At 77.0% G+C, this 19,856-nt stretch carries 17 protein-coding genes; 14 read left to right on the forward strand and 3 right to left on the reverse strand.

Translation table 11 applies throughout. From position 1 onward, the window contains the following. Positions 1 to 41: 41 nt before the first annotated feature. Complete coding sequence (locus tag O7609_RS21860) at positions 42 to 806, reverse strand: hypothetical protein (protein ID WP_269735299.1); 765 nt, start codon at positions 804 to 806, stop codon at positions 42 to 44. 426 nt (positions 807 to 1,232) lie between these two features. Here O7609_RS21860 and O7609_RS21865 point away from each other — a divergent pair, with 426 nt between their 5' ends. Next, positions 1,233 to 1,739, forward strand: coding sequence for a helix-turn-helix domain-containing protein (locus O7609_RS21865; RefSeq protein ID WP_269737163.1), 507 nt, complete (start codon positions 1,233 to 1,235; stop codon positions 1,737 to 1,739). Between the two features lie 323 nt (positions 1,740 to 2,062). On the opposite strand, the gene O7609_RS21870 is transcribed toward O7609_RS21865, so the two are convergent. Beyond that, positions 2,063 to 3,289, reverse strand: a complete 1,227-nt coding sequence (locus O7609_RS21870; RefSeq protein WP_269735298.1) for a hypothetical protein — start codon at positions 3,287 to 3,289, stop codon at positions 2,063 to 2,065. Positions 3,290 to 3,428: 139 nt separating this feature from the next. On the opposite strand from O7609_RS21870, the gene O7609_RS21875 reads away from it, so the two are divergent. The 11 genes from O7609_RS21875 to O7609_RS21925 all read left to right on the forward strand — a co-directional run bounded on the left by O7609_RS21875 (position 3,429) and on the right by O7609_RS21925 (position 16,343). Then, positions 3,429 to 4,427 (forward strand): ABC transporter substrate-binding protein, encoded by a 999-nt coding sequence (locus O7609_RS21875; protein ID WP_269735297.1) that lies wholly within the window; start codon positions 3,429 to 3,431, stop codon positions 4,425 to 4,427. Positions 4,428 to 4,468: 41 nt separating this feature from the next. Beyond that, positions 4,469 to 5,464, forward strand: coding sequence for a FecCD family ABC transporter permease (locus tag O7609_RS21880; RefSeq protein WP_269737162.1), 996 nt, complete (start codon positions 4,469 to 4,471; stop codon positions 5,462 to 5,464). Then, positions 5,461 to 6,480 (forward strand): FecCD family ABC transporter permease, encoded by a 1,020-nt coding sequence (locus tag O7609_RS21885; protein WP_269735296.1) that lies wholly within the window; start codon positions 5,461 to 5,463, stop codon positions 6,478 to 6,480. Before O7609_RS21880 ends, O7609_RS21885 begins: the two co-directional genes overlap by 4 nt. A gap of 64 nt (positions 6,481 to 6,544) precedes the next feature. Beyond that, the gene (locus O7609_RS21890; protein WP_269735295.1) at positions 6,545 to 7,354 is read left to right on the forward strand and encodes an ABC transporter ATP-binding protein; all 810 of its coding nucleotides are present in this window, start codon (positions 6,545 to 6,547) and stop codon (positions 7,352 to 7,354) included. Positions 7,355 to 7,429: 75 nt separating this feature from the next. Beyond that, complete coding sequence (gene amiA, locus O7609_RS21895; RefSeq protein WP_269737161.1) at positions 7,430 to 7,546, forward strand: streptamidine family RiPP; 117 nt, start codon at positions 7,430 to 7,432, stop codon at positions 7,544 to 7,546. 72 nt (positions 7,547 to 7,618) lie between these two features. After that, complete coding sequence (locus O7609_RS21900) at positions 7,619 to 8,602, forward strand: hypothetical protein (protein WP_269744085.1); 984 nt, start codon at positions 7,619 to 7,621, stop codon at positions 8,600 to 8,602. Positions 8,603 to 8,619: 17 nt separating this feature from the next. Next, on the forward strand, positions 8,620 to 10,149 hold the full coding sequence (locus O7609_RS21905) for a CocE/NonD family hydrolase (RefSeq protein WP_332330054.1): 1,530 nt from the start codon (positions 8,620 to 8,622) through the stop codon (positions 10,147 to 10,149). After that, entirely contained in the window at positions 10,146 to 11,543 is a 1,398-nt protein-coding gene (locus O7609_RS21910; protein ID WP_269744087.1) for a YcaO-like family protein, read from the forward strand. Before O7609_RS21905 ends, O7609_RS21910 begins: the two co-directional genes overlap by 4 nt. Before the next feature lie 11 nt (positions 11,544 to 11,554). Next, entirely contained in the window at positions 11,555 to 12,817 is a 1,263-nt protein-coding gene (locus O7609_RS21915) for a SagB/ThcOx family dehydrogenase (RefSeq protein ID WP_269744088.1), read from the forward strand. Beyond that, the gene (locus O7609_RS21920; RefSeq protein WP_269744089.1) at positions 12,811 to 14,550 is read left to right on the forward strand and encodes an ABC transporter ATP-binding protein/permease; all 1,740 of its coding nucleotides are present in this window, start codon (positions 12,811 to 12,813) and stop codon (positions 14,548 to 14,550) included. The genes O7609_RS21915 and O7609_RS21920 overlap by 7 nt, the downstream gene beginning before the upstream one ends. Beyond that, complete coding sequence (locus O7609_RS21925; protein WP_269744090.1) at positions 14,547 to 16,343, forward strand: ABC transporter ATP-binding protein; 1,797 nt, start codon at positions 14,547 to 14,549, stop codon at positions 16,341 to 16,343. The genes O7609_RS21920 and O7609_RS21925 overlap by 4 nt, the downstream gene beginning before the upstream one ends. Here the strand turns inward: O7609_RS21925 and O7609_RS21930 are convergent. Beyond that, positions 16,336 to 18,042 carry a PucR family transcriptional regulator gene (locus tag O7609_RS21930; RefSeq protein ID WP_269735288.1) on the reverse strand — a complete coding sequence of 569 codons (1,707 nt, stop codon included), beginning with the start codon at positions 18,040 to 18,042 and terminating at the stop codon, positions 16,336 to 16,338. The genes O7609_RS21925 and O7609_RS21930 overlap by 8 nt on opposite strands. Before the next feature lie 279 nt (positions 18,043 to 18,321). Between O7609_RS21930 and O7609_RS21935 the strand changes: the two genes are divergently transcribed. Beyond that, the gene (locus tag O7609_RS21935; RefSeq protein ID WP_269744091.1) at positions 18,322 to 19,230 is read left to right on the forward strand and encodes an FAD binding domain-containing protein; all 909 of its coding nucleotides are present in this window, start codon (positions 18,322 to 18,324) and stop codon (positions 19,228 to 19,230) included. After that, positions 19,221 to 19,856 (forward strand): (2Fe-2S)-binding protein, encoded by a 636-nt coding sequence (locus tag O7609_RS21940; protein ID WP_269735286.1) that lies wholly within the window; start codon positions 19,221 to 19,223, stop codon positions 19,854 to 19,856. Before O7609_RS21935 ends, O7609_RS21940 begins: the two co-directional genes overlap by 10 nt.

Below are 19,856 nucleotides of genomic sequence, written 5' to 3' on the forward strand. Positions count from 1 at the left end.
CGGCCCGCCGCCGGAGCCGGGTCCGGACCGGGCGAGACGCCTCAGGCCGCTGCCAGCCGTTCCGCCAGCCAGGTGGGCACGCCGCCCAGCAGGTGGAACAGCCGCTGCGCCTCGGCCCGCAGTCGCCCCGCCTCGGGCTCCGGGTGGACGTCGGCCAGTGCCGCCAGCGCGGGCGCCATCCCCACGAGGTAGCCCAGCTGCTCCCGCAGCCGCAGGGATTCGGTGAAACCGTGGCGCGCCTCGGTCAGTTCGCCGCCGCGCAGGGCGAGTCCGGCCAGGTGGCGCCAGGTGAAGGAGCACAGCAGGGTGTCGCCGTGCGCGGTCGCTCCCGCGTGGGCGCGCCGGTAGGCCGCTTTCGCGGCCTGCGGGGTGTCGCCCAGGTGCTCGGCCAGCAGCCCGCGGCGGAAGTCCAGCAGCGCCCGCGTCGGTGCGGTCGGCGGCAGGAGGGCGGCTGCCCGGCCGAGCGCGGAGCGCGCCTCGTCGGCCCGGTCGCGCACCCCCAGAACCGTGGCGGCGTAGGCCAGCTGGCCGCGCTCGCAGGCGGCGGCGCCGCGCAGCGAGTCCTCGACGGCGAGGGCCTCGGCGGCCCGCAGCGCCTCCTCGGCCTCCGCCCAGCCGGCGGCGGTGAACATGCACCGCTCCGCCAGGAGAGCGGCGCGGCGTACGGCGGCCGCCGCGTTCGTCCTGGCGTGCGGTGTGAGGAGGGCCGCCGCGTCCTCCCAGCATCCTCGCGACCGCAGCCGCCACACGGCGCGGTCCAGTGGGTCGTCGCTCTCGCCGTGGTCCACGTGTACCGAACGTGACATGGCGGAGTCCGCCACAGTGCCCTCCCCAAGCGCGTCATCGAGCCGGATGGTGCGGTCGACCCCGGACGTACCGCGTGAGCCCGGTGATCGAATCTCAGCACGGAAGCGGCACTCAGCCAAGGGTCTGGTGTGAACCGTTTCACAATCTTGGACGTCGGTGGGTCGCGCCTCGCGTCCGGCTGGTGCCCCGCTCGACCGTCGGCCGCCGCCCGGGGCACGCCCGCACGTCACCTCCGGCCGCGCCCGGGCCGGCGGCGCACGTCGTCCCCGGTGCCCGCCGGACTCCGGCTGGTCCGTAACCGAGAGTTGAGTTCCCCGCATGGAGCCCGTTCGTGTCCCGGCTCTGGTGCAGGGCATCCTCACTGTGACAGGATGCGCGTCGGGGCTTCGGCTTAACTGGGCGTGATCCACGGGGGGATGAGCGGCATGAGCACGGAAGAGGAGCCGCCGGGAGGCGCGATCGGCGGCTCGCTGGCGGAACGTCTCGGATACCTGTTCGCGAACATGCATCCGCCGGGGTGTCCGTACACCAACGCCCATGTCGTGGAGGCCATCAGCGGTCACCCGGAGGAGTACGGCGGAGTCCGGCTCACCGAGCAGTATCTGTCGATGCTGCGCAACGGCCGTCGCGCCAACCCCAGCCCGGATGTGCTCCGGGCGCTGGCGAAGTTCTTCGGCGTCCCCGGGGGCTACCTGCTGGGAGACCTGTCGGACACGCAGCGCGGGCGGGTGGAGGAAGAGGTCCGCTTCCTCGCGGCGATGCGCGACCGGCGGGTGCGGACGATCGCGCTCCGCGCGGTCGGACTGCCCCCCGAGGTGCAGGACAGTCTGACCGCGATTATCGGCCAGTTTCGGCAGCAGATGAATTTGCCGGAGGAACCCTCGGAGCCCGGCGGCCGCCCCCCAAGCGGCCGCCGCGAGACCGGGGGGTGAGGCGGGAGGGCGGATCTCCCCTGGACAGGGTGGCCCCGTACGGGGGTCTGGGCCGCCTGCGACAAGGGCGGCGCCGAGCGGCAGGCCGGTTCGGCGCCGCCCTCTTCGACGGGTTGCCTGCCCACCTCCCGTCTCCGGGTGGGCACGTCGCTGGGAGTCGGGTGATGCGGGGGACCGGGGGTGGCTTGATATCGCTCACCCGGCGCCGTTCGGCCGCGAACCGAACAGGCTTGTGCTGCGCAATCCTTCGCTGATGCGGTACAAAGGTCCTGTGCCCGCCCGGTGTGCATCCCCCGTCGCACCGGGCGGGCCTTCTCGTGCCGTCAGTGGCCGACGGTGTCGTGTCCGGTGCCGCCGTCCTGGACGACGGCCAGCCGGCCTCCTTCGTCCAGGGGCGTCGGCAGGTGCAGGGTCCCGTTCCGGTGGCCGTCCACGCCGTCGAAGAGGTGCACCTCGCCGTGTCCGCCCCGGCTGACCGCCACCAGGTCGGAGCCGGGTGAGGCCGCGACCGCGCGCCGCTGCACGCCGTCCCAGGGTGTGCCGCCCCGCCGCGGCGCGCCCGACATCGCGGGCAGCGGGATCCGTGCGGTCACTCTGGGCCGCTCGGTGCCGCGGCTGACGAGGACCAGCTCGTCCCCGTCGGGATGGACGCGGGTGAAGGCAGCGGACGTCCGGGAGAGCGCCATGCGGAAGGCCAGTCCCGGACCGAGCTCGACGTGCGCGGTGCGGCCGGTGTCCACGGCGTGGCACCAGGCCGTGTTCGTCCACTCCGGCCAGTGCGCCGGATCGGCCGGGCCGCCGCGCAGACAGGTCCACAGCCTGCGGTGCGTCATGTCGAACCGCAGGAACCAGCCCCGCCCTTCGGCCCCCCAGGGCAGCGGCTCCTCCGCCGTGAGGCCCCGGGCGTCGAGCCGCGCCCGGTGAACGCCTTCCCCGGACGCGGTGAACACCCGGCCGTGGCGGGGGTCGTGGGCGTCGCCGTGGGCGTCCGCCGGAAGGGGAAGGGTCGCCTCGGCGGTGATCCGGGGGCAGCCGGGCCCGGCGTGCAGGAGGTCCGTGTGGCCGTGGACGGCGAACGCGCCGGGTTCCCGGTGACGCAGCACGACGGCCGCTTCGCCGTCCCGGCGTGCCACGAGCGTGACTCCGGGTTCGCCCACCCGGCTCCGGACGCGCGTGGACCGCGCGTCCGGCAGGTCCACGACGGTCAACAGGTCGCTCCACGGCCTCTCGTGTGATCCGAGGCCCGTGGTCACGGCGAGCCGTCGGCCCGTCACGTCGGACGCCAGGTGCTCGGCCGGTGTCGCCACGGGGATGACCGCCTCCTCCAGGGCTCTGCCGGTGCGGGCGGCGGCCGCGTCGAGGACGACGAGGGCTCCGCCGAGGTCGTCGACGAACGCGACCCGGCCGCGGGGGAGATGGAGGAAGCCGGCGTGCTCGCTCACATGGCGGCCGGTCAGGGCGGCCAGCTCGGTGCGGTTGGGGACGTCGAACACGCTCACCCGCCCCGCCACGTGGTCCGCGACGAGGAGCAGCGGGTCGGTCGTCGGCATGGGGCCTCCAGGGGCGGGTGCTGGTTTTTGAAAACGATAATCATGTATATCCTGCGGATGCGAGGACCCCCGGGGCGGGCCTCCGTCCGCATCCCCAGCACCGAAACCGACGCCCCGGACGACGAGAACGGAAGCCCCCATGCCGCGCCCATCGATCCGCACCCGCAGACTGCGACTGGCCGCCGCCGCGGCGGCCCTCACCGCGTTCCTCGCCGGCTGCGGCACGCCCACCGAGACCGACGAGGCCGCGCCGGGCGGCGAGGAGAAGGCCGCGCCGACGACGGTCGACGTGGAACCCATCACCCCCGCGCGGAAGATCACCGACAGCCGGGGCGTCACCGTCGCCACCGACGCCGAACCGCGGCGCGTGGTCTGTCTGGTGGCCCTGTGCGACGACATGCTCGTCGAGCTGGGCATGACCCCCGTCGCCACCAACAACGCCCTGCTCGCGCACCCCGAGTTCCTCGGCGAGCGGAAGGCCGCCGACGTCCCCGTCATACCCGGGGGCTTCCTCGCCCCCGAGGTGGAGGCGATCCTCTCCCACGAGCCGGACCTCGTCATCGGCCTGGAGGACACCCACGGCAAGCTCGCCCCCGCCCTCGAGGGCGCCACCACCTTCTGGCCCGTCCAGCCGGAGGCGTGGCAGGACAGCGTCGGCTATCTGCGCGACCTCGCCGCCCTCACCGGGCGAACCACGCAGGGCGAGCGAGCCGAGAAGACCTTCCGCACCAAGCTCGCCGCCGCCGAACGCGCGCCCGGCGACAAGACCGCGCTCATCATCTACGGCAGCGACGAGAACTTCGGCGTCGCCACCCCCGGTACCGACGTCGCCGCCGGGCTCTTCCCGAAGATCGCCCGGTACCCCTTCGCGTCCCGTGGCGTGGAGGGCAGTTACAGCCTGGAGGAGATCCTCGCCAAGGACGTGGACGTGCTCTTCGTGGAGACGTTGTCCTTCGGGTCCGCCGGCGACGACACCGGCAAGCTCTCCGAGACGCTCGCCGGGAACCCGCTGTGGGGCGAGATCCCCGCCGTGCGGAACGGCGACGTGCACGAGGTCGACTCCGAGGTGTGGGCCAAGGGCCGCGGAACCCGCTCCCTCGGTCTCGTCCTGGACGAGGCCACCGCCGCACTGCGGTGACCAGCCTCCGTCCCCGTCCCCGTCCCCGTCTCCGCCTCCCGCTGACGCTCGCCGGCCTGCTCGCCGCCGCCGCGCTCGCCACCCTGTGCCTGGGCACCCCCGTCGTGCCGCCGGGCGAACTGCCCGGCGCGCTGGCCGGCCTCGGGGGCGGGGAACACGCCGGACTCGCCGGGGTCGTCGTCGCGGAACTGCGGCTGCCCCGGCTGGTGCTGGCGGTCCTGGCCGGTGCCTGCCTCGGGGCGGCCGGGCTCGTCCTCCAGGAGGCCCTGCGCAACCAGCTCGCGGTCCCCGAGATGCTGGGCGTCTCCTCCGGGGCTGCGCTCGGGGTGGCGGCCCCGCTGGTCCTCACCCTGAGCCTCCCGGCCGTCGTCGAGCCGCTGCCGGCGCTCGGCGGCGCCGTGTGCGGCGGGATTCTCACCCTGCTGGCCGCCGGGTTCGGACGCAGCCCCTCGGCGGTGCTGCTCACCGGTGCGGCCGTGTCGGCGGCGTTCCAGGCGGCGCTGCTGGTGCTGATGGTCATGGCCGACCAGCTCGACCTCCAGCTCATCTACCGCTACCTGCTCGGCTCGCTGTCCGCCCGCACCTGGGCCGACGTCGCCGGGCTGTGGCCCTGGCTGCTCGTCGCGCTGCCCGCGCTCGTGCTGTGCGCACCGGTGCTGTCGGTCCTGCGGCTGGGGGACGACGACGCCGAGGCGCTCGGCCTCCGCGTCCGGCGCGCCCGGCTCGCCGCGCTCGCGGTGGCGATCGTGCTCATCGCGCCCGTCGTCGCGGTCTGCGGGCCGGTCGCGTGGGTGGGCTTCCTCGCCCCGCAGCTCGCCCGGCGGCTGCTGCCCGGCGGGGACGCCGTCCGCTGGCTGCCCTGGTCCGCCGGGTGGGGCGCGGCCGTCGTGGCGCTCGCCGACGTCCCGGCCCGGCTGGCGCTCGCCCCGGTGGAGACGCCCGTCGGCGCCTGGACGGCCCTGCTCGGCGTCCCGGTGGGCGTCGCGCTCCTGCGGGCCGCCCGCTCGCCGGACGTCGGCCGGGAGGTGGCGCCGTGAGAGCGCGGAACGCGCGCCGGCTGGCCGCACTGGCCGTGCTGGCGGTGCTCGCCGCCGGTGCGGACCTGCTGGCCGGGCGCTCGCTGGACGCGGTGACCGTCCTCGACGTGCTGGGCGGCGGGGGAGACCCCACCGCACGCCATGTCGTCCTGCGACTGCGCCTGCCGAGGCTGCTGGTCGCGCTCGGCGCCGGGGCGGCGCTCGGTGTGGCCGGCCTCGTCCTCCAGTCGGCCCTGCGCAATCCACTCGCCGGTCCCGAGGTCACCGGTGTGACTCCCGGCGCCGTCCTGGGTGCCGTCACGGCGACCGGGCTCGGCTTCGCCGGCTGGGAGTCCCCGGCCGCCGTCTGCGCCGCCGCGACCGCGGGCGGTTTCACCGGTGCCGGGCTGTTGTGGCTCCTGGCCGGGCGGCAGCGCTCCGACCCGGCCGGGACGGCCGTCTACGGCGTCCTCGTCTCGGCCGTGCTGGGCGGGCTCACCGCCATGGTGCTGCTCGTCGCCCCCGGCGAACTCGGAAGCGTCGTCCAGTGGCTGGTCGGCAGCACCGAGGGCCGGGTGTGGGCGCACTGGCACCTGCTGTGGCCGTGGGCCCTGTGCTGGGGCGTCGCCGCCTGGCTCCTGGCCGCGCCGCTGACGCTGCTCCGGCTCGGCGAGGAGCCGGCCGCCGCGGCGGGGCTCGCCACCGGGCGGGCCCGCGCGCTCGCGCTGCTGTGCGCGGTCGCGCTGACGGCCGGCGCGGTGGCGTCGGTGGGCGCGCTCGGCTTCGTCGGGCTGCTCGTGCCCCACCTGGCCGTGGCGGTGTTCGGCGCCGATCTGCGCCACGCCCTCCCCGGTGCGGCTCTGCTGGGCGCCGTGGTGGTGTGCGGCGCGGACGCGCTCGCGCAGCACCTCTCCCGGTGGCTCGCCTCCGGGCTCGACGCGGACCGGCTGACGCTGCCGGTGGGCGCCCTCACCACCTGTCTGGGTGCCGTGCTGCTGCTGGTGGTGGTGCGCCGCGCCCCGGGCCGCACCTTCTGAGCCGCCGCCCCAGAACCTCCGAGACCCCTCCGATACCCCTTCGAGAACCCCGAGGACGTGGACGATGGACGTGACCGAGCCGCCCGGCATCACCGTGGACGGCGTCTCCTTCGGCTATCCGGGGCGTCCGGTCCTGCGGGGCGTCGACCTGCGGGTGGCCCCCGGTGACCTCGTGGCGCTCATCGGGCTCAACGGCTGCGGCAAGTCGACGCTGCTGCGGCTGGCCGCCGGGCTCGCTCGGCCCGACCGGGGGCGGGTGCTGCTCGGCGACGTCGACCTGGCGCGGCTCGGCCGCCGGGCCGCCGCCCGGAGGGTGGCGCTGCTGCACCAGTCCGCGCCGCCCGTACCGGGCATGACGGTGCGGCAGTTGGTACGCCAGGGGCGCTACGCGCAGCGCGGGGCGCTGGGGATGCTGCGCGAGGGCGAGGACGCCGTCGTGCGCCGGGCGCTCGCGGACGCCGGGGTCGAGCGCTGGGCCGAGCGGCCCGTCGACGCGCTGTCCGGCGGTGAACGGCAGCGCGTACGTCTGGCGATGGCGCTCGCCCAGGACACCCGGGTGCTGCTTCTCGACGAGCCCACGACCTATCTGGACCTGCGGCACCAGCTGGAGGTGCTGCAGACCGTCGTGCGACTGCGGGCGGAGCGCGGGCTGACGGTGGTGATGGTGCTCCACGACCTGGGCCACGCGGCCCGGTTCGCGCAGCGTGTCGTCGCACTGCGGGACGGGCGGGTGGTCGCGGACGGGGCACCGGAGGACGTCGTGACGCCCGGGCTGCTCGCAGAGGTGCTGGGCGTCTCCGGCCGGGTGGGCCGGGACCCCGAGGGCGGCTGGCCGGTGTGTTACCCAGATCACCCTCTACCGCATAGCATCTGATAATCATTTTCATCTATTCTCGTGGTGGCGCTCATCGGGCGTCGCTTCCAACCGCCGATCTTCCAGGAGGAGTTCATGGAGCAGCAGGAGAAGGTCTTCGCCCCCATCGCCGACCCGGGCCAGCTCGCCCACGCCTCGGCCACCCACTCCAACGCCCTCGTCGAGAACCCCTTCGACGACAACGAGGAGTGAGCGACCGCTAGTCCAGGCGGGCCCGGCCTCTCCGGCCGGGCCCGCCCCACATCACCGACCAAGGAGCACCCCATGACCGGCAGCCGACTCGCCCCCGGAGCGGAGGTCGTCGCCGTACCGGACGGCGGGCTGGCGCTGCGCACCCCGGACGGCGACTTCCTGCGTGTCAGCACCGGGAAGGCGGAGCCCCTTCGGCTCCTGGCCCGCCTCTCCGGCCGCGGGCACGACGCCGCCCCGTCCACGGAGGGCCCGGTCCAGGGGGACGCCGACTCAGACGACGCCGACTCAGACGACGCCGACCCGGGGGACGCAGACCCGGGGGACGCAGACCCGCACCTCGGGCGTCTCCTGGGGGCCTTCGCGGACGCCGGATACCTGGCCGACGCCCCCGGACTCCCCGACGCCGCCACGGCGGAACCCAGCCGGCCCGCGGGCCTCGGCGCGGTGTGGCTGCTCGGCGCTCCCGCGCTCACCGTCCCGCTCGCCGTGTGCCTCGCCGCCGCGGGCGCCCGGCCCCGCACCGTCGAGCCCCCGGACCTCGGGCCGTTGACCGCCGCTCCCGCCCCCGGCACCGCCGACCGCTCCGCCGCCGACCGCCCCGTCGCCGTCGTCTGGTGCCTGGACGAGCCGGTGCCCCCGGGTCTGTGGGACGCGGCCGACACCCTGCCGGCGCACGGGATCGCCTGGCTGCGCTGCCACCGCGAGGGGTACCAGCTCTGGGTCGAGCCCCTCGCCGCGGGCCCGGCCGACGTGACCTCCTCCCATCTGAGGGCCCGCCGCCTGGCCGCCACCCCCGCCCACCGCGAACTGGCCGCCTACTGGGCCGGACACCGCACCACCGGCGCCCCCGTCACCCTCACCCCGGCCGCCGCCACCCTCGCCGCCGCCCTCCTCGCCGCCGACCTCACGGCCTGGGCCACCGGCGCCCCCTCCGCACTCGGCACCCTGCCCGTCACCCGTCGGCTGCGCCGCGTGGACCTGCGCGATCTGACCGTCACCCCGCACGCCGTGCTGCCGGTACCGCCGGTCGCCCCGCCGCTCCGGGCCACCCCGTGAGCCCCTCCCCACGTCCGGTGCGGATACCCGCCCCGGACGGCACCACCCTCGCCACCGACCTCTGCCTGCCCGACGGGCCCGGCCCGCACCCCGCGGTGCTGATCCGCACCCCCTACGACCGCCGTTCCCACCAGGAGGAGTTGGCCGGCTGGGCCCGCCACGGCTTCGCCGCCCTCGCCCAGGACGTGCGCGGACGCCACGGCTCCGGCGGCGTCTGGCGGCCGTACCGGCACGAGCGGGCCGACGGCGCGGGCACCGTCCGGTGGGTCCGCGCCCAGCCCTGGAGCGACGGCCGCGTCCTCGCCTCCGGGGCCTCGTACGCCGCTCACTGCGCCCTGAGCCTGACGAGCGCCGAGGGCGCGGCCCGGCCGGACGCCGTCCTCGCCGCCGTGCCGGCCCTGGGCGCGGCCGAGACCGCCCGGGAGGCCACCGGCCCGGAGCGGCTCGCGGCCCGGGCCGGCTGGTGGGCGGCCCACGGGGACCGGCCGGACAGCGACCCCTACGCCCTCGCCACCGCGCTGGCCACCGACCCCGTCCTGCTGGACCGCCTCCCCGTCGCCGACCTGCCCCGGTGGCTCGGCCGCCCGCTGCCCTCCTGGCCCGGCCTGTGGCGTGCCGCCCGGCGGGAGCTAGTCCCGGGACGGGAGCCGTGCGCGACCGTCCCGCTGCTCGCCGTCGGCGGCACCCACGACCCCTTCCTCGCCGACACGGTGAGACTGTGGCGCCGGTGGGGCGGAGCACCGGCGCGGCTGCTGCTCGGCCCCTGGGGGCACGCGCTCACCGCGGCCCCGGGCCCCGACGCCCACCAGGCCCACCGTGTCCCGCTCGGCCCGCTCTACGCACGCTGGGCCCGCCGCGCCCTCGACGGGCGGCTCGGAACGGCACCGCGCGCTGCCGTCGCGCTGGGCGGCAGCCCGCTGTGGCTCCCGGCCGGCGCGCTCCCGGGCCCGGGAGCGGAAGCGCCCGACGCGGCCGTCCTCGCCTTCGGACGGCCCGGCGGCCTCGGTGTGCTGACCGGCACCCGGTTCACCGCCGACCCGGCGCGCCCCGTGCGCTCCGACGAGCTGACCGTGCCCCGCTGCCCCGGCCGCCCCCACGACCGCTGCCTGCTCGTGGGGGCCCCGCTGCCCCGGCCGCTGGACCTGCTCGGCGAGGCCGCCGTCCGGCTGCGGGCCACCGCCGACACCCCGGCCGCCGACTGGGTCGCACGGCTCGTCGCCCTCGACCCGTCCGGCACCGCCGAGCACCTCGCCACCGGCGTCGTGCGGCGCGCCGACGCCCCGGACCGGTCCGCCGACCTCACCGTGCCGCTCGGCCCTCTCGCCCGCCGCCTCGCGGCCGGGACCCGGCTCCGGCTGGAGATCGCGGGCCACCACTTCCCCGCCCACGCCCGCAACCCGCACACCGGAGAGGACCCGGTCGGGGCGACCGTGCTGTTCCCCTCCCGGCGGTCCGTGACCGCCGGACACAGCGCCCTGCTGCTGCCCGTCGGCCGCCCCCGCCACCTCACCGACGCCGTCGACCCCGCCGAGGAGATCTGCCGTTGACCCCGCCCACTTCGCCGCCCGCACTGCCGCTCGACGCCCTGGTGGACCCGGTGTGCGGGGTCGTCCGCTCCGTGGCGCCGGCCGAACCGCCCGCCGGCGCCCCGCCGCGCTACACCGCCATGACCGCCGAGGTGAGCGACGCCCGGCGGCTCGGCGCCTGGCCGGCCGACCGGGTCGCGCTCGGCACGACGTTCGACGATCCCGAGGGCGCCCGCGTCGCGGCCGTCGCGGAGGCCGTCGAACGGTACTGCGGCAACCGGGTGCCGCCGCCCGGCCATCCCCGCGCGCCGCGCTCGGCCACCGCCGCCGAGCTGACCGCCGCCGGCCTGCGGGTCTACGGGCCCGACGCCGCGCCCCGCCACGCCCCCTGGCAGTACGCGCGGGAGGGCTTCCCCTACCGCCCCCTGCGCGCCGGCACCCGGGCGCTGTGGACGCGGGCCCGGGAGCACACCCCGGACGGCGACACCCTGGAGTGCTGGGCGCCGGTCTCGCTCACCCACCTCAACTGGCGCCAGGGGGAGCTGCGTTCGCACCCCCGCGTCCACCACCTCAACTACGCGGGCATCGCTACCGGACAGGGCCTGGACGACGCCGTCGAGCGCGGGCTGCTGGAGATCGTGGAGCGCGACGCGCTGGAGCTGTGGTGGCATCTGGACGGCCCGACGCGCGGCATCGACCCCGCGAGCGTGCCCGGTCTCACCGAGCAGCTCGCCGGCTGCGGCCTGCGGCTGTGGCTCGCCGAGATGCCCTCCGAGTTCGCCCCCTGCGTCGCCGCCCTCGTCCACGACCCGGAACGCGGCCTGTACGCGGCCGGGTTCGCCTGCCGGTACGACCCGGCGGAGGCGGCCCGCAAGGCCGTGCTGGAGGCCGTGCACACCTGGGTGTTCACCCAGGGCCTCACCACTCCGGACGGCTGGGTCTTCCGGGCGGTGGACGCCGGGTTGCAGGCTCGTGGCCTCTACCTCGACCACCGCGCCGACGCGCGCTATCTCGACGTCTGCGGGCCGCAGTTCGCCGCCGTACGCGACCTCGGCGCCCACGTGCAGGTCTGGCTCGACCCGCGCATGGCCACCGAGGCCCGGCGCCTCACGGAGCCCGCGCTCGGCACGGTGCCGGTCGACGCCGTGCCGGCCGGCGGCCGGGAACGGCTGTGGCGGCGCCTGCACGAGGGCGGGCACCGGGTCGTCACCGCCGACCTCACCACCGAGGACGTCGCGGAGACCCCGCTGCGGGTGGCCCGGGTCCTCGTCTCCGGCCTGGTGCCCAACGCCCCGGCCGCCTTCGCCTACCTGGGCTGCCCGCGGTTCGCCGAGGCCGCGCTCCTGCGGGGCTGGCGTGACACGGCGCCCGCCGCCCCGGCCGACTTCACCCTGGCGCCGCCGCCGCACATGTGAGCCTGCCGGACATGACCACTCCGCCTTCTCCCGATGCCCCCGATGCCCTTGACGCCCCGCACGGCCCCGACCGTTCCACGGGCTCCCACGGCCCCGAAGCCCACGACGCGGCGGGGGAACCGGACCTGCCCGCCGAGCTGGCCCGGGCCCGCGGCGCCGAGGAGCCGGGCCCCGACACCCCGCCCGGGCCGCCCGTGCCGAGCTGGCCGGGGCCGGCGCTGCGCGTGGGCGAGGCGCGCCCCGGTGAGGTGGACCTCGGCCGGATCCTGCGGTTCGCGCTCGCCGCGTCCGACGCGGGCGGCCGGCTGCGTCCGGCGTCCTCCGCGGGCGGCTGCCACCCGGTCGACGTCCGCCTCACCGTGGGGGCCGACGCGCCGCTCCCGGCCGGGCGGTACGGCTACGACCCGCTGCGACACCGTCTGCACCCCCTCGGCGCCCCGCCCACGCCGGCGCCCCCGGGCGTCCGGCTGGAGCTGAGCGTGACGCTCGCGCGCACCCGCTCCCACTACGGGCACCGCGCCTGGCCGCTCGCTCTCCTCGACACCGGCCACGCCGTCGCCGCCCTGTGGCTCGCCAGCCAGGCGCTCGGCGCGCCCGCCCCCGAGCTCGACGTCGACGGGCGTGCGCCCGACCCGCTGGCGGTCGTCCGGCTGCCGCCCCCGGGCGCACCGCGCGCCGAGTACCCCCGGCCCGTCCCCGGGACGCGGCAGTTGCTGGCGCGGCGTAGCCCGCGGCCCCCGCTGACCGGAGCGCCGGTCGAGACGGCCCTCGCCGCCGTGCTGGCCACCGTGGAGCGGGCCGCGGCGGGCGCCCTCGACTGGTGCGCGGCGGTCGGCGGCCCCGAGCCGGGCCTCCTCGCCCTCGCCACCGACGGGCGGCTGCGCCGTCTGGCCACCGGAGAGGCCCGCCCGACGCTGGCCGCCTGGGCCGCCCGGCAGGGCTGGCTCGCCGAGAGCGGGGCCGTGCTCGTCGGGTACGGCTGCCCGGACGACGCCGACGCCGCCCACATCCGCCGGGCCCATCTGCGGGCCGGGTACGCCGTCGGGCTCGCCCAGTCCGTCGCCGGAAGCCACGGCCTGGGCGCCCGTCCGGTCGGCTCCTGGCAGAACGCCGACCTCGGCGCCGCACTCGGCGGCCCGCCGGGCCGCCAGTGGGTCGTCCACGGCCTCGCCCTCGGCGCCCCGGCCGCCGACGGCCCGTCAGCCGCCCCCGGTGCCCGGCCCGCCCCCGGTGGTGCCCCACCCCCTCGACCGCAGGAGCCGCCACGATGCTGATACACCCCGAGCTGCGGGCCGCCGCCCGCACCGGGCGGGGGCCGCTGCTCGCCGCCACCGCTCTGCTGGCCGCCGTCGCCGCGACCCACCTCGCCCAGGCCGGCCTGCTCGCCCTCGTGCTCGCCGCCGTCGCCCGGGGCCGCACCGGCGCGCTGCCCCCGCTGCTGCTCGCGGTGGGCGGCGTCGCGGCCCTCCGCTCCTGGCTCGTGTGGTGGCAGCGGCGCACCGCCGCCCGCGCCGGGGCGCTGGTGCGCGTCCGGCTGCGCGACGCGCTGGTCGTCCGGCTGGCCGCGCTGGGTCCGGCCCACCTCGTCGGAGCCCGGGCCGGGGCCGTGCGCACCACGCTCGTCGACGGCGTGGAGGGCGTGGACGCCTACGTCTCCCGCTACCTGCCGCAGCTGCTGGTCACCTGCGCCACCCCGCCGCTGCTGCTCGCCACCGTCGCCCTCGTCCACCCGGCCGTGCTGCTCACCCTCCTCCCCGCGCTGCTCCTCGCGCTCCTCGGGCCCCGGGCCTGGGACCGGCTGCTCGCCCGCCGCGGCGCCGAACACTGGGACACCTACGAGGCGTTGGGCGCCGACTACCTGGAGGCGCTCCAGGGCATGCCGACGCTGCGCGCCGCCGGGGCCGTCGGCAGGACCCGCGCCCGGCTCGAGCGCCGCTCGGCCGCCCTGCACCGCAGCACCGTCGCCCACCTGCGGGTGTCGCTCGTGGACACGGCGCTCACCGACCTCGCGGTGCAGGGCGGCACCGTCGCCGCCGCCCTGCTGGCCTGCTGGTCCGCGGCCACCGGCCAGACCACGGCCACCGGCACCTATCTGCTGCTGCTTCTGACCGGTGAGTGCTTCCGCCCGGTGCGCGACCTGGCCCGCGAGTGGCACGCCGGTTACCTCGGCGCCTCGGCCGCCGAGGGACTGGCCGCACTGCGCACGGCCGAGCCCGAGGTCGCCGACGCCGGAACGTCCCGCCCCGCCTGGCCGCGGCCGCCCGCCGTGCGCTTCGAGGACGTCCGCTTCCGCTACCCCGGTGCCGCCCGGCCCGCGCTCGACGGCGTCACCTTCACCGCCGAGGCGGGCCGCACCACCGCCGTCGTCGGCCCCTCCGGTGCGGGCAAGACCACGCTGCTCGCCCTGCTCCTGCGGCAGCGCGAGCCCGGGTGCGGCCGGGTGCTGGTGGACGGGCAGGACGTCGCCGGCCTGGCCCTGGACGCGCTGCGCCGCGGCATCGCCGTCGTCTCCCAGGACACCTACCTCTTCCACGCCACCGTCGCCGAGAACCTCCGGCTGGCCGCCCCCGAGGCCGACGACGCCGCCCTGCACGCGGCGGCCCGCGCCGCCGGGGTCTATGACGAACTCGCCGCCCTGCCGCAGGGCTACGCCACCCTCGTCGGCGAGCGCGGCGAGGGCCTCTCCGGCGGGCAGCGCCAACGCCTGGCCCTGGCAAGGGCGTTGCTGGCCGACGCTCCCGTTCTCGTGCTGGACGAGGCGACCAGCGCCGTCGACGAGCACCGTGAGGCGCACGTCGTCCGGGAGCTGCTCGACGCCGCCCGGGGACGCACCTGCCTGGTCGTCGCCCATCGCCTCGCCTCCGTCCGGCACGCCGACCGCATCGTCGTCCTGGACGCGGGCCGGGTGGAGGCCGCCGGCGACCACGCCACGCTCCTGCGCGCCTCTCCGGTGTACGCCGGACTGGTCGCGGCCGGACGCACCGAGGAGAGGGGACTCGCCGCATGACGACCGCCGCACCCGACACCGCGCACGCCGAGTCCTCCCGGGGGGTGCTGCGGGCCCTCCTGCCCGCCCTGCGCGCCCACCGCGCCACGGCCGTGCGCACCGCCGTCGCGGCCGTGGCCGAACACGCCTTCCTGGCCGCGCTGGTGACGCTCGCCGCCCACACCGTCGGGGCCGCGCTGACCGAGCAGGCCCCGCCCGTGCCGTGGACCGTCGCCCTGCTGCTCGCGCTCGTGGCCGGCCGCGCGCTGGCCACCTGGCGGGAGATGGACCTCTCCCACGATCTCGCCTACCGGGTGCTCGCGGTCCTGCGGGTGCGGGTCTTCGACGGACTCGCCCGCAGCGCGCCCGCCCGCGTCGCCGGGCGGCGCAGCGGAGACCTGGCCGCGACCGCGATGGCCGATGTGGAGGCCCTGGAGTTCTTCTACGCCCACACCACCGCCCAACTGCTGGCCTCCGCAGTGGTGTCCACCGTGGCCGGGGCCGTACTGGCAGTCGTCGAACCCTGGCTGCTGGCCATCGTGCTGCCCGCGGCGCTCCTCCTCCCGGCCGGTGCGCTGCTGGAGGGCCGGGCCCGGGCCGCCCGGGGGGCCCGCACCAGGGCCGCGGCGGCCCGGCTCTCGGCCGACGCGGTGGACACCGTCGACGGGCTCCGCGAACTGCTGGCCTTCGGCGCGCTGCCCCAGCGCCGCGCCCTGCTCGCCGACCGGGGCGCGCAGCTCGGGCGGGCGCAGCGCGCGGAGGCCGGCTGGGAGGCGCTGGCCTCCGCGCTCCGGGACGCCCTCGTCGTCACCGCCGTGCTCGGCGTCGTCGCGGTGACCGCGCACGCCGTCACCGCCGGGCGGCTCTCCGGCCCCTGGGCCCCGGCCACCCTGGCCCTGGCGCTGGCCGCGCTGGCGCCGGTGGCCGAGTCCGCCCAGGCGCTGGCCCGTGCCGCCGCCCTGCGCCCGGCCGCCCAGCGGGTCCGGGCCGCGGTGCTGGCCGCGCCCTCGGCCCCGCCCCCGGCGGACCCGGTTCCGCTGCCGCCCGGGCCGCTGGGCCTGCGGCTGCGCGGCGTGCGCTTCGGCTACGGCGGCCCCCTCGTGCTGGACGGGCTCGACCTGACGGTCCCGCCCGGCCGCACCCTCGCCCTGGTGGGGGCCTCCGGGGCGGGCAAGACCACCTGCGCGCAGCTGCTGGCCCGTTTCTGGGACCCGGACGCCGGACGGCTGGAGCTCGTACCCCGGACGGGTGCGCCGGCCGACCTTCGGACGGTGGCGGACGCCGAACTGCGCCGCGCCGTCGCCCTCGTGGGGCAGGACGCGCCGCTCTTCCACGGCACCCTGGCCGACAACCTCCGCCTGGCCGCACCGGAGGCGGACGACGCCGAGCTGGCCCGGGTCGCCGCGCTGTGCGGCGTCGACCGGATCGCGGCCGGGCTGCCCGACGGCATGGCCGGGCTCGTGGGGGAGCGGGGCGCGACGCTCTCCGGCGGGCAGCGCTCGCGGGTGGCCCTGGCCCGGGCCCTGCTGGTCCGTCCCCGGGTGCTGGTGCTGGACGAGTCCACCGCCCAGCTCGACACCGCGAGCGAGGCCCGGCTCGCCGAGGCGCTGGCCGAGGGGGCCGCCGAGCGGGCGACGGTGGTCATCGCCCACCGTCCGGCCACGATCCGTCGCGCCGACCGCGTCGCGGTGCTCGACGGCGGCCGCATCGTGGAGGAGGGCACCTGGGCCGAGCTGACCGCCCGCCCCGGAGTCCTGTGCCGGCTGCTGGACCGCGGCCCCCTGACCGGCCCGGCAGGGGGTGGCGTCAGCTGATCCGCAGCGCCAGGAAGAAGTCCAGCTTGTCCTCCAGCCGCGACAGGTCGCGGCCGGTGAGCTGCTCGATGCGCCCTACCCGGTAGCGCAGGGTGTTGACGTGCAGATGCAGCTTGGCGGCGCACCGCGTCCAGGAGCCGTCGCTCTCCAGGAACGCCTCCAGGGTGTCGACCAGCTCGGCGCGGTGCCGGCGGTCGTAGTCGCGCAGCGGGTCCAGCAGGCGGGCGGTGAACGCGCGGCGGACGTCGTCGGGGACGAACGGCAGCAGCAGGACGTGCGAGGCCAGTTCCTCGTGACCGGCCGCGCACACCCGGCCCGGCCGGGCCGCGGCGACGCGGCGGGCGTGCCGGGCCTCCTCCAGTGCCCCGCGCAGGCCTTCGGCGGAGGTCACGGCGGCGCTGACGCCGAGGGTGAGCCGCCCGTCGTCGGCGAGGCCGCGCTCCAGGGGCTCCCGCACGGAGGCCAGCAGCGTGTGCGCCCGCAGACCGGGCGCGGCGGACTCCCCGCCCTCGGCGGCCTCGGCGGCGTGGGTGACGCCGCCGGTGACCTGCTCCGAGCCCTCGCCGGTCAGCGGCACGAGGGCCACGGCTTCCTCGCCGGTGTGGGCGACGGCGATCCGGTCGGCCGGGTCGGGGCCGGGGGTGCGGGGATCGACGAGCGCCTCCTCCAGCAGGGCCTGGGCCACCGGGCCACCGGGCACGTCGCCGCCCGCCCACTCCACGGAGGCGACCACGACCTGCCACTTGGGGGCGGTGCCGAGGCCCGGCAGCAGGACGGGCGCCGCCACCCGGAGCCGGGCGGCGATCTCGGCGGGCGGGGCGCCCGACTGCACCAGCTCCAGCACGTCCTGGGCGAGCCGACGGCGCACCGTGCGGGCGGCGTCCCGCCGGTCCCGCTCGACGGCGATGAGCTGGGTGACGCCCTGGAGCAGGTCGAGCCGCTGTTCGGGCCACTCCCCGGCGTCGGCCTCGACGGCCAGCAGCCAGTCCGAGAGCACCGTGGCCCGCAGGTCGCGGCCGTCGCCGCGCACGGGGAACAGGGAGTACGACGTGTCCCCGACCGTCGTCCGGTAGGGACCGCGGCGCCCGCCGCGCAGGGCCGCGAGGTGCTCACCGGCGAGCTGGGCCCGCACCGCGGCCGGAAGGGCGGCGGCCTGGGAGCCCGGGCCGGCCCCGGCGATCTGGCGCCCGGTGGGCGTGAGCACCCAGGCGCGCAGGTCCAGATCCGAGCCCAGCAGGTCGAGCACCACGTCCGGGCCGCCGCCGCCCGGGCCCGGCGACATCAGCCGCCGGTGCCGCTCGACGACGGCGGCGAGGTCCCCGGCGCGTTCCCCCGAGACCTGCCGGACCACGTGCTCGGTGATCGTCGCGAACGCGACGTCCTCGTCCACGGAGAACAGGGGCAGCCGGTGCCGGTCGCAGGCAGCCACCAGGTCCTCGGGCACCTGCCCCATCTCGGCCTCGCCGGCCGCCAGCCCGGCCACGCCCGCGGCCGCGAGGATCCGCACGAACGCGTCGGAGTCCTCCGGCCCCCGGCGCCACGCCAGCCCCGTGAGCACCAGCTCCCCGCCCGACAGATAGCGGCTCGGATCGCGCAGGTCCGTCGTCATGACGCCGCGGACCTGCCGGTCCAGCTCCTGGGTTCCGCCCAGCAGGCGCAGCCCGAGCGAAGCCGTCTCCAGCAGTGCGCGCAGCCGCATGTGTTGCTCACCGTTCCGTAGCGTGGTGCCGATGTGACCGTCCGAACGGGGTGTAAGGCCCACGTCGCAGGAGCGACCCCGTCATTCGTTCGAATCTACAAGACCACGGCGTCCACCGGCTAATCGCTTCATGCATTCGGTGACTGCACCGCCGCGATGGGGCGGCTGTCTACTGGGTCACACCTGATGAACGACAGATGAACGAGCCCATGGCAAGGGTGCCTCTGTGGCCACGGTGCCCTCAGCTCTCAGTAGCCGCGATCCGAGAAGAGACGATTCATGGACTTCCTGCGCCCCGCCAGTTGGGAGGAGGCGCTCGCCGCCAAGGCTGAGCACCCCACGGCTGTGCCCATCGCGGGCGGCACCGATGTCATGGTCGAGATCAACTTCGACCACCGTCGACCCGGGTACCTGCTGGACCTGAACCGCGTCTCCGAGCTCCACGCGTGGGAGGTCGGTGAGGAGAACGTGCGCCTGGGGGCGTCGGTTCCCTACAGTCAGATCATCGAGAACCTGCGCGCCGAGCTGCCCGGGCTGGCCCTGGCCGGGCGCACCGTCGGCTCACCGCAGATCCGCAACCGCGGCAGCGTCGGCGGCAACCTGGGCGCGGCCTCTCCGGCAGGCGACTCGCACCCGGCCCTGCTGGCCGCGGGCGCCGAGGTCGAGGCCGAGTCGGTGCGCGGGACCCGCTTCATCCCGGTGGAGGAGTTCTACACCGGAGTCAAGCGCAACGCGCTCGCCGCCGACGAGCTGATCAAGACGATCCACATCAAGAAGGCCACAGGACCGCAGCAGTTCTCCAAGGTCGGCACGCGCAACGCCATGGTCATCGCCGTGTGCGCGTTCGGGATCGCCCTCCACCCCGACACGCACACCGTCCGGACCGGCATCGGCTCCGCCGCCCCCACCCCGCTGCGCGCCACCGCCGCCGAGGAGTTCCTGAACGCGGCCCTGGTCGACGGCGGCTTCTGGGAGAGCGGCAAGACGATCACCCCGTCCGTGGCCCGGGAGTTCGCGGAGCTCGCCTCCGGGGCCTGCAACCCCATCGACGACGTGCGCGGCAGCGCCAGGTACCGGCGGCACGCCGTGGGCGTCATGGCCCGCCGCACCCTCGGCTGGATCTGGGACGAGTACCGCTCCGGGGGCCGTGGCACCCGTACCACCGAAGGAGGCGCACAGTGCGCGTGAACTTCCGAGTCAACGGCCGGCCGCAGGAGGCCGACGACGTCTGGGAGGGCGAGAGCCTCCTGTACGTGCTGCGCGAGCGCCTGGGCCTGCCCGGCTCCAAGAACGCCTGCGAGCAGGGCGAGTGCGGCTCGTGCACCGTCCGCCTGGACGGCGTGCCCGTGTGCGCCTGCCTGGTCGCCGCCGGCCAGGTCCAGGACCGGGACGTCGTCACCGTCGAGGGCCTGGCGGACTACGCCCGGGACCGCGCCGCGGGCTGTGCGACCGGCGCCTGCGGCGGGACGGAGCCGGACCGGGCCAAGCCGGGGGCACCCCCGGACGAAGTCCGGGGGAGGAGCGCCCGTCCCGAGAAGGGCCCGGGCGACTCCCAGACCGGCGAGAACGCCGAGCTGTCCACGATCCAGCAGGCCTTCATCGACGCCGGGGCCGTGCAGTGCGGCTTCTGCACCCCGGGCCTGCTGGTCGCCGCCGACGAGCTGATCGAGCGCAACCCGCAGCCCAGCGACGCCGACATCCGCGAGGCGCTGTCCGGCAACCTGTGCCGCTGCACCGGTTACGAGAAGATCCTCGACGCCGTCCGGCTCGCCGCCGCCCGGGGCGAGTCCGAGACCGCCGGAGCCGGAGGCTGA

It is taken from the genome of Streptomyces sp. WMMC1477 (assembly GCF_027460245.1).
Lineage (GTDB): Bacteria > Actinomycetota > Actinomycetes > Streptomycetales > Streptomycetaceae > Streptomyces.

What these genes read in the sequence shown, in the direction of transcription:
- amiA (WP_269737161.1), top strand. Translation starts at nt 7,430, where the DNA reads ATGGAGCAGCAGGAGAAGGTCTTCGCCCCCATCGCCGACCCGGGCCAG.
- O7609_RS21860 (WP_269735299.1), bottom strand. Translation starts at nt 806, where the DNA reads ATGTCACGTTCGGTACACGTGGACCACGGCGAGAGCGACGACCCACTG.
- O7609_RS21875 (WP_269735297.1), top strand. Translation starts at nt 3,429, where the DNA reads ATGCCGCGCCCATCGATCCGCACCCGCAGACTGCGACTGGCCGCCGCC.
- O7609_RS21915 (WP_269744088.1), top strand. Translation starts at nt 11,555, where the DNA reads ATGACCACTCCGCCTTCTCCCGATGCCCCCGATGCCCTTGACGCCCCG.
- O7609_RS21890 (WP_269735295.1), top strand. Translation starts at nt 6,545, where the DNA reads ATGGACGTGACCGAGCCGCCCGGCATCACCGTGGACGGCGTCTCCTTC.
- O7609_RS21900 (WP_269744085.1), top strand. Translation starts at nt 7,619, where the DNA reads ATGACCGGCAGCCGACTCGCCCCCGGAGCGGAGGTCGTCGCCGTACCG.
- O7609_RS21920 (WP_269744089.1), top strand. Translation starts at nt 12,811, where the DNA reads ATGCTGATACACCCCGAGCTGCGGGCCGCCGCCCGCACCGGGCGGGGG.
- O7609_RS21870 (WP_269735298.1), bottom strand. Translation starts at nt 3,289, where the DNA reads ATGCCGACGACCGACCCGCTGCTCCTCGTCGCGGACCACGTGGCGGGG.
- O7609_RS21925 (WP_269744090.1), top strand. Translation starts at nt 14,547, where the DNA reads ATGACGACCGCCGCACCCGACACCGCGCACGCCGAGTCCTCCCGGGGG.
- O7609_RS21865 (WP_269737163.1), top strand. Translation starts at nt 1,233, where the DNA reads ATGAGCACGGAAGAGGAGCCGCCGGGAGGCGCGATCGGCGGCTCGCTG.
- O7609_RS21930 (WP_269735288.1), bottom strand. Translation starts at nt 18,042, where the DNA reads ATGCGGCTGCGCGCACTGCTGGAGACGGCTTCGCTCGGGCTGCGCCTG.
- O7609_RS21935 (WP_269744091.1), top strand. Translation starts at nt 18,322, where the DNA reads ATGGACTTCCTGCGCCCCGCCAGTTGGGAGGAGGCGCTCGCCGCCAAG.